The organism is Pontibacter virosus (genome assembly GCF_003096355.1).
Classification (GTDB): Bacteria; Bacteroidota; Bacteroidia; order Cytophagales; family Hymenobacteraceae; genus Pontibacter; species Pontibacter virosus.
Genome location: NZ_QEKI01000006.1, coordinates 235,381 through 252,476 on the forward strand (window position 1 = coordinate 235,381; position 17,096 = coordinate 252,476).

12 protein-coding genes are annotated in these 17,096 nt (G+C 48.6%); 10 read left to right on the forward strand and 2 right to left on the reverse strand.

The window, feature by feature from the left end; genetic code table 11:
* The first annotated feature begins 44 nt into the window (after nucleotides 1-44).
* Together C8E01_RS11580 and C8E01_RS11585 are read left to right on the forward strand one after the other, a co-directional pair.
* The gene (locus C8E01_RS11580; protein WP_116543598.1) at nucleotides 45-1,385 is read left to right on the forward strand and encodes an SWIM zinc finger family protein; all 1,341 of its coding nucleotides are present in this window, start codon (nucleotides 45-47) and stop codon (nucleotides 1,383-1,385) included.
* A gap of 17 nt (nucleotides 1,386-1,402) precedes the next feature.
* Nucleotides 1,403-4,369: a DUF6493 family protein gene (locus C8E01_RS11585; RefSeq protein WP_116543599.1), complete on the forward strand. Its 2,967-nt coding sequence runs from the start codon at nucleotides 1,403-1,405 to the stop codon at nucleotides 4,367-4,369.
* 247 nt (nucleotides 4,370-4,616) lie between these two features.
* Here the strand turns inward: C8E01_RS11585 and C8E01_RS11590 are convergent, their stop codons facing one another.
* Together C8E01_RS11590 and C8E01_RS11595 are read right to left on the reverse strand one after the other, a co-directional pair.
* Nucleotides 4,617-5,456 carry a hypothetical protein gene (locus tag C8E01_RS11590; protein ID WP_116543600.1) on the reverse strand — a complete coding sequence of 280 codons (840 nt, stop codon included), beginning with the start codon at nucleotides 5,454-5,456 and terminating at the stop codon, nucleotides 4,617-4,619.
* A gap of 439 nt (nucleotides 5,457-5,895) precedes the next feature.
* The gene (locus C8E01_RS11595; protein WP_116543601.1) at nucleotides 5,896-6,939 is read right to left on the reverse strand and encodes a helix-turn-helix transcriptional regulator; all 1,044 of its coding nucleotides are present in this window, start codon (nucleotides 6,937-6,939) and stop codon (nucleotides 5,896-5,898) included.
* Between the two features lie 102 nt (nucleotides 6,940-7,041).
* On the opposite strand from C8E01_RS11595, the gene C8E01_RS11600 reads away from it, so the two are divergent.
* The 8 genes from C8E01_RS11600 to C8E01_RS11635 all read left to right on the forward strand — a co-directional run bounded on the left by C8E01_RS11600 (nucleotide 7,042) and on the right by C8E01_RS11635 (nucleotide 17,093).
* On the forward strand, nucleotides 7,042-7,323 hold the full coding sequence (locus C8E01_RS11600) for a multiubiquitin domain-containing protein (protein ID WP_116543602.1): 282 nt from the start codon (nucleotides 7,042-7,044) through the stop codon (nucleotides 7,321-7,323).
* A complete protein-coding gene (locus C8E01_RS11605; protein WP_116543603.1) occupies nucleotides 7,298-8,473 on the forward strand; it encodes a ThiF family adenylyltransferase in 1,176 nt (391 codons plus the stop codon). The genes C8E01_RS11600 and C8E01_RS11605 overlap by 26 nt, the downstream gene beginning before the upstream one ends.
* A complete protein-coding gene (locus tag C8E01_RS11610; protein WP_207774894.1) occupies nucleotides 8,454-8,906 on the forward strand; it encodes a DUF6527 family protein in 453 nt (150 codons plus the stop codon). Before C8E01_RS11605 ends, C8E01_RS11610 begins: the two co-directional genes overlap by 20 nt.
* Nucleotides 8,907-9,133: 227 nt before the next feature.
* The gene (locus tag C8E01_RS11615) at nucleotides 9,134-9,859 is read left to right on the forward strand and encodes a type IV toxin-antitoxin system AbiEi family antitoxin domain-containing protein (RefSeq protein ID WP_116543604.1); all 726 of its coding nucleotides are present in this window, start codon (nucleotides 9,134-9,136) and stop codon (nucleotides 9,857-9,859) included.
* Nucleotides 9,856-10,860 (forward strand): nucleotidyl transferase AbiEii/AbiGii toxin family protein, encoded by a 1,005-nt coding sequence (locus C8E01_RS11620; RefSeq protein ID WP_116543605.1) that lies wholly within the window; start codon nucleotides 9,856-9,858, stop codon nucleotides 10,858-10,860. Before C8E01_RS11615 ends, C8E01_RS11620 begins: the two co-directional genes overlap by 4 nt.
* Before the next feature lie 778 nt (nucleotides 10,861-11,638).
* Nucleotides 11,639-13,108, forward strand: a complete 1,470-nt coding sequence (locus tag C8E01_RS11625; protein ID WP_116543606.1) for a DUF3375 domain-containing protein — start codon at nucleotides 11,639-11,641, stop codon at nucleotides 13,106-13,108.
* Between the two features lie 3 nt (nucleotides 13,109-13,111).
* A complete protein-coding gene (locus C8E01_RS11630) occupies nucleotides 13,112-13,702 on the forward strand; it encodes a DUF4194 domain-containing protein (RefSeq protein WP_116543607.1) in 591 nt (196 codons plus the stop codon).
* Nucleotides 13,686-17,093 (forward strand): ATP-binding protein, encoded by a 3,408-nt coding sequence (locus tag C8E01_RS11635; RefSeq protein WP_116543608.1) that lies wholly within the window; start codon nucleotides 13,686-13,688, stop codon nucleotides 17,091-17,093. Before C8E01_RS11630 ends, C8E01_RS11635 begins: the two co-directional genes overlap by 17 nt.
* Nucleotides 17,094-17,096 lie beyond the last annotated feature (3 nt).

Genomic DNA, 17,096 nt, shown 5'->3' on the forward strand with positions numbered 1-17,096 from the left:
TTTTAAAGGGTTGATTTCCTATCCTCTATTGTTACGATTGCATTATGTCAGATACTATTGTTTACCAGTACAAGCAACCCTCCTTGCTCAACAAGGCAAATGGCCTTGACGAACTGTTCCTAGCCCAGTACAGTGAGGTTCAGAAAAAGGATGTCGACTGCTTTTTTTGGGGAAAGCTTACAAATCCCTACATCACCGCACGCTGCCTGATCACCCTTTCCAATGTGGTACAGTCCAGTTTTAACCTCTCCCCCTTCCAGTTAGCCTTGCTAAAAGACCCAATCGTAACAGCGGGTAACAGCAAGATCCGGTTTGAAGGCTTCTCTCACTGTGCCGGCGTATACGCCCGTGTTGATGTAGGGCCGGATGGCCATGACGGAGAGTTTCTGGCCAATGGCACAACCAATGTGGACTTCAATCAGCCCATGCTCTCGGCATTGAGCAGCATTGGCAAAAGCGATAAGGTGATGCTCTCAGTAGGCAAAAAAGAAGTCGCCCTGCTCAAAGATGAGCGTAAGGTAGTGGAACGCAAGGTACCGCTCCCAACCAAATGGATCAAGGGGCTCACCACCGTGCAACTCTACCTGGCCGAGGCTGAAAAAGCCTATACCTTTAACCGCTTACAGGCTTTACAGCTTTTCAAGAGCATCCCGAATGGCAAACCTAAGACAGATTACTACCTGACTGTGCGTGGCAATAAGCCTGCTTTCTCCCCGGTGAAATCAACTGCCGCTATCTGCATTGGAGGTATACACCGCTTGCGTTTGCTGGAGCCTCTTTTGCCTTTAGCAGACGAGCTCCGGGTTTTCCCACACCCCACTATGCAATCTACCACCTGGCAGCTATACTTTGGCAATGTGCGTTTCAGTCTTTCTCTTTCCCGTGATGCGTGGCGTGGCTTTTCAGGTGAAGGAGCCGCCTTAGAGGCATTGATTGCGGACGTTCCGGAGGAATGGATAGACCTGGTAGATAAATACAGTTATGCCAACCAGGAGTTCAACCCAACCCTGCTTGCCATACAGGAAGGATTGGACCTGCGGAAGATGGAAAACATCACAGGAAGGCTCTCTGCGATGGGCTTATTGGGCTTTGACCTGGATGAGAACCACTTCTTTTACAGAAGCCTTCCTTTCAAGCTAAACCGTATCCTGAACCTGAATCCGCGCATGAAAGACGCTGAAAAGCTTTTGTCCGAAGGGAAGGTGGAGTTGGTGCTTCAGACCGATATAAAGGTAGAAGCCCGAGTAGAAGGCAGCGGTGTTAACCACGTGGTGCTGCTGGAAGGAGAGAAAGAGCGCTGTACTTGTACCTGGTACAGTAAACATCAGGGAGAAAGAGGTCCTTGCAAACATATATTGTCTGTAAAAAAGAAACTGGCCTGTTAAAAGACCACCACAAGAATATGAAAGAGCAGCTTACCCACCTCATTGAAAACGAGCGTGAAGAGGACCTGATTCCATTTCTGAGATCATTGGACCCCAAGCAGAGGAAAAGCCTTGTCCCACATGTAAAGAAATTGAATAAAGAATACCTGGAGTATAAGTCAGTCACCCTAGATAATAAGACCACTTTTACGAGTATTGCCACAACGTCCCAACGACAAATGCTCGGGATCGCCTCCTTTGTGCTCTTTAACCTGTCCGAGTTTGAGCGATCATGGGCCGCCTCGCAAGTGTTGGAGAAAGAGACATTGGCCAGGATCAGCCACTGGTATTGCCCGCCCTGGTTCAGTGATTTCATAAACAAATACGGTGAGGCTGAGTACACGCCCTATTTTATAAGCTATGAATGGGTCATGGAGCTGACCGAGCAGGGTTACCTGGTTCCTGCCAAAAACCTGCTGGCAAAGCTTCTCCCTCAGGCAATATTTGAGAGGAACGGTAACGAATGGAGCTATAGGCCTGAGAACCTCCTTCTCCGGGAGGTAACGCTCCGAGAGCATATATGGTATTTATTTGAAATGGAGTCAGGCATTAACTGGAGTGACAGATACCTGAACTTCTCGAAAAACTCCGCTTCAGAGAAAACCGGTTGGATAGAAGCCTTTACAACCATGTCCAACCAAGGAAAGATAAACAGGGAACGACTCCTGAAAGAAACCCTGGCAGCTACTAACCGGAATTTCAATAAGACATTATCCGGCTGGTTTGCTGAGCTTTTCATCAAGCTGAACCCGACAAGAGAGGAGTTGCTGGCCTTACAAAGGGATTTACTGCACGTCTTCAATTCCCCGCATAGCAAGGTGGTCAACATGTCGCTGAAATACCTTAAAACACTGGCGGCAGAGCAGGCCTTTTACCTGGATGCGTTCCTGGAAAGCGCACCCCTATTGCTGACTTCAGAGACTAAAGGGGTGGTTGCCTCGACGCTGATGATACTGGACACACTGGCCAGGAAGAACAAAGACAAAGCCAACAGCATCAGCCAGGCGGTATGCCAGGCTTTTATACAGCCCGATGACGCCATCCAAAGCCGGGCGGCCAAGCTGGTGCAGCAGTATGGAGATCCCGCTGACGCAGCGGTGAGGGAAGCGGTGGCCACATATTACGATTCCCTCTTCGTTAATGCCAGAAACCTGTTGCAGGATTTAGTCAGCACATCAGCGATGTCGGAGACATCCCTTCCGGGGCTTTCTGAGGATGTTGTACACGAGCCAATTTTAGGTACTGAAAACCAAATAGAGTCTGTTCAGACCTTTGATGAGCTGGTCTACTTAGCAAGCCAGGCTTTTGACAATAACCAACCTTACCACTTTGATCTTCTGTCCGCGGCGCTAGTGGATCTGCAGCACGAGATCCGGGGAGAGAACATCTCAAAGCTGGAGCCGGCTTTTCAAAGGGCCTATAAACTTCTGCTCAGTGACTGGCAGAGCAACATGGGCTATCTGGAACATATGCTGGCCACCTTCTTTGTGAACTATGCTTATATGCTGCATGAAAACTACCCGGAAGAGACGCAGTCCCTGGCCGACATGCATAATAAATACATGAAGGAGGACCAGGAAAACAAGGAGCGGGGGTCCTTTTACAACCTGCGGCTATTCAGCTTTGAAGCCTGGAAAACGCATACGGAGAATCCTGTTTATGAGCCTCACAAGCAAATCCTGCTGACCGTAAAGGAAAAGCTCAAGCAAGGAGACAGCCTGCCCTTACTGTCGACGCCCACGCATGCTCCGGGCTGGATAGCCCCCACCGTTCTGGTAAACCGTCTGGCTCGGTATGCAGCAGCCGGTAAGAAGCCAGCTACTATGGATCTGCAGGTGGCCATTTCACGTTGTGCACTGGAGAATGCTGCTGAAGCCCTTGCTGCTGCGAAGGAGTTGCCGGGTGAATATGGCCGTCTCTTCCAGTTCCTGCTACAGCCGGACGTCTTACCCAATTCTCCTTTCGGTACACCCGCGGCCTGGACGTCCGCTGCATTATCCAAGACACCTAAACAGCTCCACCCGACAATCTTAGCGTCTTCCAATTCACAATTACCGCTTCAATATCTGACCGGACAATTTGAATGGCAGGCGCTGCTGGAGACCTATACTTACAAGAAATACGATTATGCAACCCAGCAAGAGCTCCAGCAGCAGGATACAAGAAAAGTACTGCGGGTGCATTTCGAGCAGGCAAAGTCAAAGCAACACGAGACCGGTCTCAAAGGTAAACTGATTAAGCTGCTCCCGCTCCAGAAGAGATCATCGCCGCTGGTGTATGAGTTCTTGATCCTGAAAGTGAATCACCTGGACGCCGAGCATAACGATATCCAACGCCTGCTGATGCTCACTCCCAATAACCCGGAGCCACTGCTGGCCCAGGTTATCGGCCACTGCCTCACCTACCCTTCCTTTTGGAGTGAGGCAGACAGAAAAATGGTGTTAGCTTCCATCAGCACCCTGCAGGAACTATGGCAGCACTTTGGAACGACTGCTCATTTGTTTGTGGCCACCTGTATGCTAAGCAGCGATAAAACCATTCGGGCTTTTGCCGCTGAGATCTGGATCAAGGGGGTAAGTGATGAAACCATCCAAAGTGAATTGATCGGTGAAATCATCGGCCTGCAGGAGCAGATTGAATTTGCCCCGCTGAAACGCTTTACTGATCTAATCATAAGCAACATGTTCCAGGTTTCGGGCAAACATAATGCGAAGCTGAAAGAACTAATCACTGCCCTGCTGCTTCAGTTGCCGGATGAACCGATCAAGCACCAGAAGAAACTGCTTGAACTTTACCTGGAGGTTGTTTCCCTGAATAAGTCAGCCGCAGACAAAGATCTCGCACCAAAGCTGGAGGCATGGAAGCATTCACCTGCTTTGCGTATAACGGTCAACAGAATCCTGCAGCTACTCCCTGTTGGCAAAAATACACTTTTGAAAGCATAGCATCTTCTGATACACGAGATCCCGGCTTTTTGCTATGCCCGCTTAGGCGTCAATATAGTACTAGCCATGGCCGCAGGCATGGAGCAGGCGCCCAGGCAAGGCTTTGCCCCGGAAGAGAATGAAAGGCTGGTTTTAGCAGATTAGGGCTGTAAGGAACTGAAGTACAGCGGAGCTACCGTTCCGCTGTACTTACAGGCTCCCCCGAAATCAGTTGATCCTTCTTACAGACAGGATTCAGAAGGACTTATTAGCTATTCCAGTAGTTAATCTCTCTACTGAACAGCGACTTCAATTTCCTGTTCTTTTTCCCATTCTTTTTGAAAGTCACCTCGTAAGCCCGCTGCTCAATCCAGTTGCCCGTCCCGTCGTACTCGTAATCGAACTCCTTGTAGTGGATACTACCGTCATGCCATCTACTCTGTGAGGCGATGACATCCCCATGTTGATTATACTTTGTCGTGGCTGGAAACTTGAATTGATGCGCGTTTTTAAAGCTTATCTTCAACGTATCAGAGGATAGCAGTTCGCCTCTGTTATTGATTACCTGCACGATGGCCTGATTCTCGCTTGGCCTATATGTACCCAACTCTACTCCGATCATATTGCCTGGCGGTTCATACAGTATGAATTCGGTTGGCAGGCCTGTTGCATCATTCGTCAGATGCACTTCCGTCACGACATTTCCTTGCTGGTTATAATAAGTGATGTTTACCAAATGCCCTAAAGCATCATAGGTGTAGATCGTGCGGACTTTGTTTGTCGGAAACCGAACCTTCAGCTGACTCAGGTGCTTCTCCAGTATGACCCGATTGACCCTGTCGTACCGGAAAGTGGTCACCGAGGTGACCTGTTTGTGCTCGTCCAGCACTTTCAGCGATACAGGCAGCCCCAGACTATCGAACTCCGTGATGTCTTGCTTTATGTCAACGCCATCCGTGTTGTAAAATGTCCGGATTTCGGTTATCTGTCTGGGCACACCCTGGTGCACGGCGGTTTCCTCGTTCAGGTGAAGAACAGAGAACAGGCTCTGCGCCCTCAGATTCAGGGTCGCACACAGCACAAATGATAAGGTCAGTAACGCTTTCATGACTGATCTCTTCCCATTCACCTGTGATCTAAAGTCTCTATGGGTGAAATAAAGCCCTCTTAGAAACCCACCTCCTGTAGATGCCATGTAATCAGCTTTTAGCATAAGTAAATTGAAGCTTACGGAGTACAAATATGTCCAGTTTTTTAATTAAACAACTGGACATTCACCTGACACCAGGTAAAACAACCAGGTGTATCCTAGGCAGGTTAAATCGGCAACATTAGGGACAAAGTAGAAATGCTTCAGCATAAATGCATACCGCTGATAGCTGATCCGGGATTTGCTCTGATAGTTATCCTGCCTGGTGGTCTCCTCATGGCTCATGTTCACCAACTCGGAAGTGGATAGATGGAGGAACTGATCTTTTAACCACTCCAGAATATTTAGCTCCTCAGACCGAAAAAAGAAGTGTCAAAGCGGGTGTCAGCTAAATATCCTAAAAATCAATGGCTTTCACCTCTTCACTATCAGGATAGTAAAACTGACAACACTCTGCCAGTATATTGGCTATTTGCTGCCTAAGAACTACAGGGCTTATTACCCTTACACCTTTCCCGAAGCTTAATATGGTGGAGATCAACTCATAGTTAATAACGACATTCAGCTTTATTCTCAATTCGTTGTTATCATCTACCAGCGTTTCCTGCGAGTTGTGAAGGTGCTGTGTTTTTACATAATTGCCGTCGTGTGGTGAGAAAGAAAGTATAACCTCTTCGACTTTCTCTCCTTCGAAGGATATTCCAATAACGTTTCTGAAATACAGTTCAGGATTGAGGCTCGTGTAATTCTCATAGCTGACATTGTGTGCAGGCTCAAGACTAACAATCCGGTCAAGCCCGAACTTCCTTAATTGCCCGTTTTCATGTTGCACGCAAAGCAAATACCACCTATTCCGGTATTCTTTAAGTAGATAAGGGCTAACTGTACGGGAATTTGGCATGCTGTCGTCAAACTTCAAATAAGAGAGTTTGACAGCCTTTCTGTTTCTAATAGCTTCAATAAGGAAATCAAGGTGCTCGTTTCCTTTTGAGTAAGGAGCCTTTTCAAAATCAATGAAGCTAAAGCCATCACGGGTCCCCTCCTGCTTTAGGTTCTTCACTAAGGTTATTACCTTGTCAATGGTAGAGGAGAACTGACTCAACACGTCCACGTGCTTGTACTGCCCTAGTGTAGCAGCGGCCATAGCGAGTGCATTGATCTCTACCTCGTTTAAGGGAAGCTTCTCTATTGAGAAATTGGGGTCCGTATAAAAGTACCCGTCTTCTTTCTTTAAGTACTCAATAGGGGCATTGTAATTAAGCTGCGAACAGTAACGCATTTGATAAATGTCATGGTCTAGGGTTCTCCTGCTTACCCTGATGTCTTTCGCTTCACCGATCCGATCAATCAACTCACGTTTGGACCAGTACTTTTTAGTCCTACTTCTCAGGCACGCATCAATCACCTGCATGCGAACGAGCGCATTCTTATTTTGAGGCATAAAAATTTATTTTTGAGAAAGATACAAAAAAACAGGTGAACGCAAATAGGCTGCGTTCACCTGTTTTAGCTTTGGGTCAACATCAAAGAAAAAAATAACATTATGAACAACACAGAGCAAAGTAAGAATGACGCTCCAGGACAGAATAAGGAGTACAACATTATTGTATCGGGAAGGCCAAGGACATTCAAGGGGAAGGAGATCTCCTTCAACGAAGTAGTTATGCTTGCCTATGGAGCAACACCTCAAAACCCCAACACAGCTTACACAGTCACTTACAAAAGAGGTGAAGGAAACAAGCCCGAGGGGTCTATGGATGCAGGAGATGTAGTGAAAGTAAAAGAAGGGATGATATTCAATGTCTCAGCAACTAATAAATCGTAGCCCCGACCTCAAACGCCTTTGGGATGAAGGCTTTGAGATGGAAGTCAAAGGTGGGTACTTACTGGTACACCATGTACCCTACCTGAATTCCTCAGGAGAAATAAAGTATGGCGTACTTGTTTCGACTTTAACCCTTGCTGGGGAAATGACATTCAAGCCGGATACGCACGTGGCCTACTTTGTAGGCGAGGCTCCCTGCCATAAGGACAGGCGTAGGATGGACCACATCATCAATTCCTCTGGTAGTTATCCGCTTATCGGCGAAGTTGTAGCAAACCACTACCTCTCCAGCAAGCCTGCTGCAGGATATGCTGACTACTACGAAAAGATGAGCACCTATGTCAATATCTTGTCAGCCCCTGCAGTTTCAGTGGACGATACAGTGACAGCCAGGACTTCTAAAGTGATTACAGTTGAAGGACCAGAGGCAACCTTCAGGTATGCCGACAGCAATTCAGCAAGAGCCAGGATAGACACGGTTTCTGCCAAGCTCAAAGGTCTGAAAGTTGCTATAGTGGGACTAGGGGGCACGGGCTCTTATATACTGGACCTTGTTGCTAAAACACCGGTTGAAGCGGTTCATCTTTTTGATGGGGACACGTTGTTGCAGCACAATGCTTTTCGGGCTCCTGGAGCCCCGTCTGTTGAGAAGCTGTTGGAGCGCATGAAAAAGGTAGACTATTTTAGGGAGATCTACTCAAACATGCATCTTAATATCACTGCCCATAGCCAATACATTGACGCCTCTAACGTTACGGCGCTTTCAAGCATGGACTTTGTTTTCCTTTGTCTGGACAGAGGAGAGGCGAAAGCCATGATCATCGACTATCTGTGTGAGCGGAACATTCCGTTCATTGACGTCGGCATAGGCATCCAAAGAGTGGAAGACGCACTACTGGGTGACGTAAGAGTAACAACTGGCACATCCAAGAAGAAAGACCATATAAAGAAGCGAATTCCCCTGGTCGATGAGGCAGAAAACGAATACAACACCAATATTCAGATAGCCGACTTGAACGCACTGAACGCAACCCTTGCCGTGATAAAATGGAAAAAGCTGTTCGGGTTTTACCAGGACTTTGAGCAGGAGCACCATTCAACTTACTCTATTAACGTAAACATGCTGTTGAGTGAAGACCGTGAGACATGAGTTTGTAGAGTACATACCCGAGGAACTGGAAAAAGGTGTTGTTTACATCTCTGTAGCTTACGGAATTGTAGCGCACAGCTGCTGTTGCGGCTGCGGAATGGAGGTGTCCACTCCGCTGTCACCCACAGACTGGAAGCTGACTTATGATGGGGAGTCGATTTCCCTTTATCCCTCCATAGGTAACTGGAACTTCTCCTGTAAATCGCATTATTGGATCACAAACAACAGGATAAAGTGGGCTGGCCAATGGAGCGCTACGAAGATAAAAGAGGGGCAACAACAAGAAAAGTATGAAAAGGCTGTTTATTATGAAAAGAAGAAAGCTAAGGCCAGTAAAGGAGAAAGAGAACTTCTAGAAGCAACAAAGGAAGAAAGCTGCACTTCCGCAAATGGCATTTGGGTAAAGATGAAAAAGTGGTTCTTTAATTTATAGGTACCAGTGGTAACTAGGTTCGCCTACTTGGCAAAGCGAAAACAGCTAAGGAGGTTTGAAAAGTAGCTGTATCGTTGCCTACCCCTGTTGATTCTTTGAACAGGCCTTTGAGAGGAACCAAATTATTACAACCTGCATTTGTCAAGTTTTATAACGTAAAAACTTGACACTCCATCAGACAATTGCTTACCTTTGCATGTGGTTACACGCTAAAGAGGAAGCAGAACATGAGTATTATGCAGCAAGTCCGGGAAAGAATTGAGCAGGCCCAGCCCGGGCAGCTGCTCACTTATGCCGACTTCCAGGTAAATGACAGTCATTTGGAGGCCCTAGCAGCCGCGCTTAGTAGATTGGCTAAGCAGGGGGTGATTAACCGCCTGGCAAAAGGCCGCTACTATAAGCCAAAGGAAACTGTTTTCGGGAAAGTGAGACCATCCGAAAAAGAGATCATCAAGAGCCTCAGCACCTCCAAAGGCAAAGTCAAAGGGTACGAGAGCGGTATGGGGCTTTACAACCAGCTGGGCCTGACAACGCAGGTGCCCCAGGAGGTGACGCTGATGACGCGCAAGCAGCGCCGGGTAGCCAACATTGGAAGAACCAGGATCCGCTATGTGCAGAGCCCCGCTAACTTCAGCGAGTCTGACATTGACAAGCTGCAGATTCTGGACGCATTGCGCGGATTCAAAAAGATTCCGGACCGCAACAGTAAGAATACCATCCTCATGCTGCTGGAGTATGTCAAAAAATTAGCCGAAGGCGACACGGATCGACTCATAGAGCTGGCGCTGGACTACAACCCCGCTACCCGCGCCCTACTGGGAGCCCTGCTGGAGCAAGTCGGTTATGCAGAGGAGGCAGACACGCTAAGGCAGTCATTGAACCCGCTGAGTAAATACAAACTAGGCATTAGCGAGAGCATATTGCCCAACAGGAAAGACTGGAATATCATATGAACCTGCACCAGAACCCGGAGGTGTTCCGGGACGCCATTACGACCACGGCAGAATTCCTGCAGATCAGGGATGTGTATGTAGAGAAAGACTACTGGGTGACGCTGGTGCTCTACCGCTTGGCCCACTCCCCCTTCGTAAAGCAGGCTATCTTCAAGGGCGGCACCTCCCTATCCAAGGCCTACAACCTGATTGAGCGTTTTTCCGAGGACATCGACCTGGCCATCAATGCCGACGAAGGCATGACCAACAACCAGGTCATGCAGCTGATCCGTAAAATCTCAAAAGAGATCACAAAGGACATGGTGGAGGTAGATGACCCTTATCGGACCAGCAAGGGCTCCCGCTTCCGAAAAACGCTTCACGACTATGGAGCCTCCGTACAGGGAGACTATGGTCAGGCCACCGACAAGATTCTGGTGGAAATCAACTCATTTGCCAGCCCCAACCCACACCAGCTCATGCCGATTAAGACCTACATCAGCCAGTTTATGGCTCAGCGCGGCTTGCTGGACCTGATCAGGCAATATGGACTAGCCCCATTTGAGGTGAACGTGGTCAGCCTAGAGCGTACCTTCACCGAGAAAGTGCTGGCATTGGTGCGGGCTTCCTATGCCGAGAAACCCCTAGATGAACTGGGCAGTAAGATCCGCCATGTCTACGACCTGCACGCCATGCTAAAAGCACCTGCAGTAGCCACTTTTCTGCACAGCGAGGACTTCTTCCAAATGATAAAGGCCGTGCAGGAAGATGATGCCCGCAACAGCGAGTTTCAAGGGGACTGGGCCGTGCAGCCGTTGGACGCCTGCCTGCTGTTTGCAGATGCAAGAGGAGTCTGGAATTCTTTGGAGACCGCCTATCAGCAGGAATTCCGTTCCCTCGTGTTTGGCACGTTGCCAAACTCGGAGGAGATAATTTCCGTCCTGGATTTGATCGCCGCACGTCTCAAAACATTTGGAGACATAGAGAGTTGGTACACGCTTAAATCAGATCTTGAGATTTAATTATGAAGATTTAAAAGCTGCGTTACAGCTACGGGTATCGGGTTGATCTTGTAATATCACTACCATTGAAGCTGTGGGGTTGTAGGTAATTTGAAAGAGTTATCTATAAATCCACAGCTTTTTTGTCTGTATCGTAATGAAAAAGCAAAGCAGATGCATTAAACTAGAGCAGAATGGATCAAAGTTTACCAACAACTAGGGATCATCGACAAGGCTGCCCACCGTTGTGGCACCGCCCACTCCAACCTAGAGCGGGGAATCAGACGTCAATCTGGGTAAGGATTGCCCGACCGCACCATGCGACCTCAACCGCCTGGCTAAGCAGAAATGGAAAATGAGGTGGTTAACCTTATCCTGGACATTCGAGGCACGCACCGCTACGGGAGGGTCAAGATCTGTTCTCACCTGCTACTGTTCCATTAGATTAAGACCTCCCTTCGACTGTGGTTCGGGTAATGGAAAGGGACAACACAAAGCATCTCCTGCATTACCACAAAAAAAGTTTTAAGCGCTATCACTATGCATAAGCATGTAGAAGTAGCCGAGATCTGCACCCGCTACTTGTTGATAATGGCTGCACCATTGAAAAAGCGTTAAATCTTAGTCAATACAGATAAAAACATTAGTAAAGCCATATATTTTAATTTATATTTGATATTGGCTACTTAATGCTATATGGTACCAGCACACTGCTAGAGTGGACCATGTTATTGGGAAGCACAGGGTCATTTTAGAAGGGAAGTGTCGTGTAGTTTGCGCAAGTCTAACCTCCACTTAAATGGAAACATTACTTAAATCAAAATCACTGACGGACACCTCCGTCAGCTTAAAACTGCTCAGGGCCAGGCAACTTCCCTTGATCGTCGCTTTCTTGTTTAAAGCCTTCAAGCAAACGCAGGAGGTTACGGTTCCTTATCAGCACCTCCTCCAAAAGCTTGGGGACTATTTAGAGGAACATAATTACAGCGAGGAGGACGAGGAGGCGCATGCTGAGCGCTTCTTTTCAGATTATGGCGATCGGGCCAAACTGTACCTGGACCGATGGATTGATGCCCACTACCTCCGTAACATGGTGGATGAATCCACCAAAGAGCCCTATGTGCTCTTGACAAAGCACACAGAGAAGGTTTTTCAGGTATTGGAGCTTCTCAAGGAAAAGGAATTTGTCGGTACCGAGTCCAAGTTCAAGGACATCTTCCACAAGCTACGCGACCTTGTAGAGCATGCCAACCCGGATCAGGAAAAGCGCCTGGCCGAACTGGAGAAAAAGAAACTGGCCATTGAGGAGGAGATCAGAAAAATCAAGGTAGACGGCTATGTCAGCACCTATGAGGACTATCAAATCAAATCTCGCTTCGAGGAGGTCAATCGTCTTGCCAATGACTTGATGGGTGATTTCAAAGAAGTGGAGGATAACTTCAAGGAAATCACGCAAAAAATATACGAAAAGCAGCAACAACATGGCTTGAGCAAGGGCCAGCTGCTAGCGGATACCTTTGATGCGCTCTATGCCTTAAAGAACACAGACCAGGGAAAGAGTTTCTATGCCTTCTGGCACTTTATGCTGGATGAGGAAAGTCAGCAGGAACTTCAACAGCTGACAAAGGAAGTTTACCACATACTGGAGGACCGGGAAATCGAAACCTCCTCCAAATTTCTGAAAAAGCTAAAGCCCTTCCTCCACACGGCTGCCCGCAAAGTATTAGACAAAAACAAATTGCTGGCAGATAAGCTGTCGCGTGAGATCATGGCCAAAAACCAGTTGGAGACGCGTAAATTCCGGGAGCTGATGGCAGCCATTCGCCAGCTTGCCCTCCAACGGCTTTCCTCCACCCCAGAAAGGGACACCTACCTCGCCTTAGCGGAAAACCCACAGGTATACCTTCCCCTGGAGCGTAAGCTAAGTGACAAGCCTGTCACCAACACGCACATTGCCTCGCCGACAGAGGCAGCACTCCAATTAGAGGACATCGAGGACTTTGCCAAGCTTTACCAGGCAGACCTGATCGACAAAGCCAAATTATTGACTAACATACACCAGCTGCTGCAAGAGCGCTCCCAGGTCTCCTTGAAAGAAGTAGTGGAGCACGCCGGTATAACCAAGGGCCTTGCCGAGCTGCTAGCGTATCTCACCCTTGTGAATAGCTCTGACAAGTTTTTCATCCATGCACATACCCGGGAAACCATTCTGTTTGACCCATTAGCAGGAAAGTACCTGGAAGTGCCTCAAGTATTATTTACCGCCTAAGCTATGACATACACCAACCCCGCCGTTGCGCCCTATGCCAAAGTAGCCGCCAAGCTCTTACAAGGCCCCGTATTCGAAGACCAAGCGGATCTGTGGGAGGACCTGATCCGCTATCAAGTAGAGATCAACCGGTATTTCGAGCAAATTGCGCTGGAGCTCATCATCGATTCCCGCGATGGCTACAGTTACTTAAAACAAATGGAGCTGGATGATAATGGCAGCACCATCGGACTTGTCAGACGCATGCCCCTGAGCTATGAGATGAGCCTCGTCTGCGTCCTCCTGCGCGAGTGGCTCGAGGAATTTGAATTAGGAGACTTGGATGCCGCGCGCCTGTACATCACCCCCAAGCAGTTTCGGGACAGAATGGACATGTTCTTTCAGGAGAAAACCAACGAGCTCAAGTTCATCAAAGAGCTGAACAATCACCTGGAGGCCTGTGAGAAAATGGGCTTTCTGAAGCTCGTTTACAAGGAGTCCTTGGACAAGGATGACTACCGATACGAAGTACGGCGCATCCTAAAAGCCCGCATCACCAACGATGAATTGGCACATTTCAAAACACAATTAGAGGAAGATGTACAGTCTCTTTAGCAACAAGCCCAGCGAGTCTGGCTACCGACTCCATCGATATGAAATTTGGAATTGGGGAACCTTCGACCGTGATGTCTACACCCTGGAGCCAGGCGGAGAGACCTCCTTGCTGATTGGAGCCAACGCTTCAGGCAAAACCACCCTGGTGGATGGTTTGCTGACACTCTTAGTCCCGGAGCGCAGAATGCGCTTTTATAACCAGACGGCCGGCGCGAAAGGAGAGCGCTCGGAAGAGAGTTATGTACTGGGCGAATACGGGGAAGCGGAGAATGCAGAAACCAAAGCAAGGGAGATTAAACGGCTTCGACAAGACAAACAACAGGCGCAGTCTGTGCTCCTGGCTGTGTTCCAAAATGAAGCCAGCTTCGTCACGCTCGCGCAAGTGCGGTGGTTCGCTGGGGGTGAGCTCAAAAGAACTTTTATCCTGGCGCATAAGGACCTCTCCATCGTAAAGGACTTTTCTAGCCTGGACAGCAACGGGGAGTGGAAAAAAAGGCTGAAGCAGGCTTATGCCAAGCAAAGCGCCAAAGCGCTTATTCATTTGACAGACAGCCCTGGGGAGTACGGGCGCCTCATGCGCAAAACCTTTGGCATGCTGTCAGAAAAGGCACACACGCTCTTCAGTCAGACCATCGGCCTGAAGGTGCTCGGCAACCTGGATGAATTTGTGCGGATGCAGATGCTCGAGGAAAAGGATGCAGAAGGGGAATTCCAGAAAATAAAGGACTACTTTAAGACGCTTAACGACGCGCACCTGGCCATCGTGAAGGCCCACCGGCAAATCGAGCTACTGGCTCCAATACGGGATAAGCATGTGTTACTGTCCACCTTAAAGGCAGATCAACTGCAGCAAGAAACCTATCAGTCTGCGCTCCCCCTCTGGTTTGCCCTGAAGCAAAAGCAACTGGTGGCGGATTACATACAGCAAAAGCAGCAGGAACGTGCTGACACGGAAGCTGTCATCCAGCAGCAAGAAGATGCCGAGGCAGCACTATCTGAAACAGAAAGGGAGCTGGATATCCAAATCCGCAACGATGAAGTGGGGAAACGGATCGCCGATCTGGAGAGCCAAAACAGAAACCTGACAATAGAAAAGAAAAGCCGGGAGCGTGAACTGCAGCGCTATAACGCCTTAGCGGCAGCGCTTGACTTACAGCAAAGTCCGGATACGGTGGCACTGTTTGAGGACCAGCGTCAGGAAGCGGTGGGGAAAAGGGAGAAGCTCAACGAACATCTTCAACATTGCAAAAACAAGGAATTTGAGGCACAAACGCGTCACAATAGCCTGCAGCTGCAATTCGATGGTGTTACAGATGAGTTAAAGCAGCTGCGGTCACAGAAGAACAACATTACAGGACGCACGGCCGCTATCCGGAAAGACCTGCTCCAAGCGCTTGGGCTGACAGCAGAGGAGTTGCCATTTTTTGGGGAACTCATCAAAGTGAAGGAAGAGGCAAAATCCTGGGAACCCGCTATCGAGCGGCTCTTACGTCATTTCGCGTTACAGATTGGTGTACCAGAGCCTTATTACGAGCAGGTAAACGCCTATGTCCAGCAACATAACCTGCAGGGCCGTATCGCCTACCAAAAGGTCAACAGCAAACCCTCCGCCCCTCCCCTGTTTCAGCAAGCGGGGGAAAAAGAACTCATCCACAAACTAGCGTTCAAAGAAGGGAACTATACCGAATGGCTTATCAACGAGATCAAAGCCAACTTTGGGTTTATTTGCACGGAGGACATGACAGAATGGAGCCTTTGTGAGAAAGCAGTGACCAAAACAGGTCTGATCAAACAGGGCAACCGCCATGAAAAGGATGATCGTCCAGAAAGGCTGAGCCGCGCGCATTATGTGCTGGGCTGGGATAACAAGGAAAAGATTGCCCGCCTGCAAGACCAGGCCGCAGAGCTACAGGAAAGTATTACACAGACTAATCATCAGGTCACCCACTTTAAAAATCAGCAGCAGAAGGCCACAAACAATGTGGCAGATCTGAACCGTCTTATCGACATACAGGAATTTGAGAAGCTTAACTGGTGGGAAATAGCTGAGAAAATACAAGCCAATGCAGCCTCCATCTCCGATCTAAAGCAAAGAAATGACAAAGTCAAGGCGCTGAAAGAACAGCAGCAGGACGTGCTGGGCCGGCTTAAGAAGGTAAGAGACCACTTGCAAGGCTTAAGAAACACCCTTCACACGCTATCCTTGGATCTGGACGAGAAGCAGCGGAAACTTCAGGAAGCAGAAAGCACCATCTCCCATTATGCTGGTACGGCCAATGCGGAGCACCTGTCCCGCTTTGAGCAGGTCTTTGTAAAAGAGCCAATAGTTGATCTAGCTACCTTGGCAGCGCTTCAATATGACGTAAGGGGAACGATCCAAAAGCAGTTGGATAACTTGAAGAACGCCATCCGAAAAGAGGAAAGTGCTGCAGAAGGGCTCATGCGTAAGTTCAAAACACCGGATACGGTCATCGCGGCTATGTTTCCTGATTGGCATGTGGACACGCACCGGCTATCAGAAAACGTGGAGTTTATAGAGGACTACATTTCCCTGCTAGCTCGCATCGAATCACAGGAGTTGGTGCAATACAAGAAGCAGTTCAAGAAATACCTCGACGAGGAGATGATCACCATGATGAGCGATCTCCAAGTTTGGCTCTACAAACAGGAAGATGAAATCAAGGAGAAGATAGATGTGCTGAACAGCTCCCTGCACCAGATCAACTTTAAAAATAATCCCCCTACCTTCATCAAACTGCAGGCAGAGGAAGACCACTCGCCGCATGTACGGGATTTCAAGCTGCGCTTAAAGACCTGGCAGCCGAACATGGCAGAATACCAGCGTACGCAGGACGATACCATCTTAGAAGAAAGCTTTAACAAGATCAAATCCCTGCTGGATGATTTGACAGCGAGCGAGAGCATCAGAAAAGAGGTCATGGACGTGCGCAACTGGTTCAAGTTTAAAGCCGTGGAGTACTACCGCGAAGATCCTGACAAACTGTTCCGCAGCTACACGGGCACGGCCAAGCTTTCGGGAGGGGAAGGCTCTCAGCTCACCTATACCATCCTGAGCTCTGCCATTGCCTATCAGTTTGGGATTCACAGCGATGGCCTGAACCCGAATTCTTTCCGCTTCATCTGTGTGGATGAAGCCTTCAGCAAGCAAGACGATGAAAAGGCCCGCTTCCTAATGGAGCTATGCAAGCAGCTGCACCTGCAGCTGATCGTCGTCTCGCCGGCCAAAGCAGAGGAAGTAGCCATCGTGGAGCCTTATATCGCCCGGGTGCACTTTGTGCAACGCAAGCATAACCGAAACTCTGTGGTGTATGATATGCCGATCAAGCAACTGCAAGAACACCGGCAGGTGTATTTTGAATCGCTGAACTAGCCT

What these genes read in the sequence shown, in the direction of transcription:
- C8E01_RS11580 (WP_116543598.1), top strand. Translation starts at nt 45, where the DNA reads ATGTCAGATACTATTGTTTACCAGTACAAGCAACCCTCCTTGCTCAAC.
- C8E01_RS11590 (WP_116543600.1), bottom strand. Translation starts at nt 5,456, where the DNA reads ATGAAAGCGTTACTGACCTTATCATTTGTGCTGTGTGCGACCCTGAAT.
- C8E01_RS11635 (WP_116543608.1), top strand. Translation starts at nt 13,686, where the DNA reads ATGTACAGTCTCTTTAGCAACAAGCCCAGCGAGTCTGGCTACCGACTC.
- C8E01_RS11620 (WP_116543605.1), top strand. Translation starts at nt 9,856, where the DNA reads ATGAACCTGCACCAGAACCCGGAGGTGTTCCGGGACGCCATTACGACC.
- C8E01_RS11625 (WP_116543606.1), top strand. Translation starts at nt 11,639, where the DNA reads ATGGAAACATTACTTAAATCAAAATCACTGACGGACACCTCCGTCAGC.
- C8E01_RS11585 (WP_116543599.1), top strand. Translation starts at nt 1,403, where the DNA reads ATGAAAGAGCAGCTTACCCACCTCATTGAAAACGAGCGTGAAGAGGAC.
- C8E01_RS11630 (WP_116543607.1), top strand. Translation starts at nt 13,112, where the DNA reads ATGACATACACCAACCCCGCCGTTGCGCCCTATGCCAAAGTAGCCGCC.
- C8E01_RS11615 (WP_116543604.1), top strand. Translation starts at nt 9,134, where the DNA reads ATGAGTATTATGCAGCAAGTCCGGGAAAGAATTGAGCAGGCCCAGCCC.
- C8E01_RS11605 (WP_116543603.1), top strand. Translation starts at nt 7,298, where the DNA reads ATGTCTCAGCAACTAATAAATCGTAGCCCCGACCTCAAACGCCTTTGG.
- C8E01_RS11600 (WP_116543602.1), top strand. Translation starts at nt 7,042, where the DNA reads ATGAACAACACAGAGCAAAGTAAGAATGACGCTCCAGGACAGAATAAG.
- C8E01_RS11595 (WP_116543601.1), bottom strand. Translation starts at nt 6,939, where the DNA reads ATGCCTCAAAATAAGAATGCGCTCGTTCGCATGCAGGTGATTGATGCG.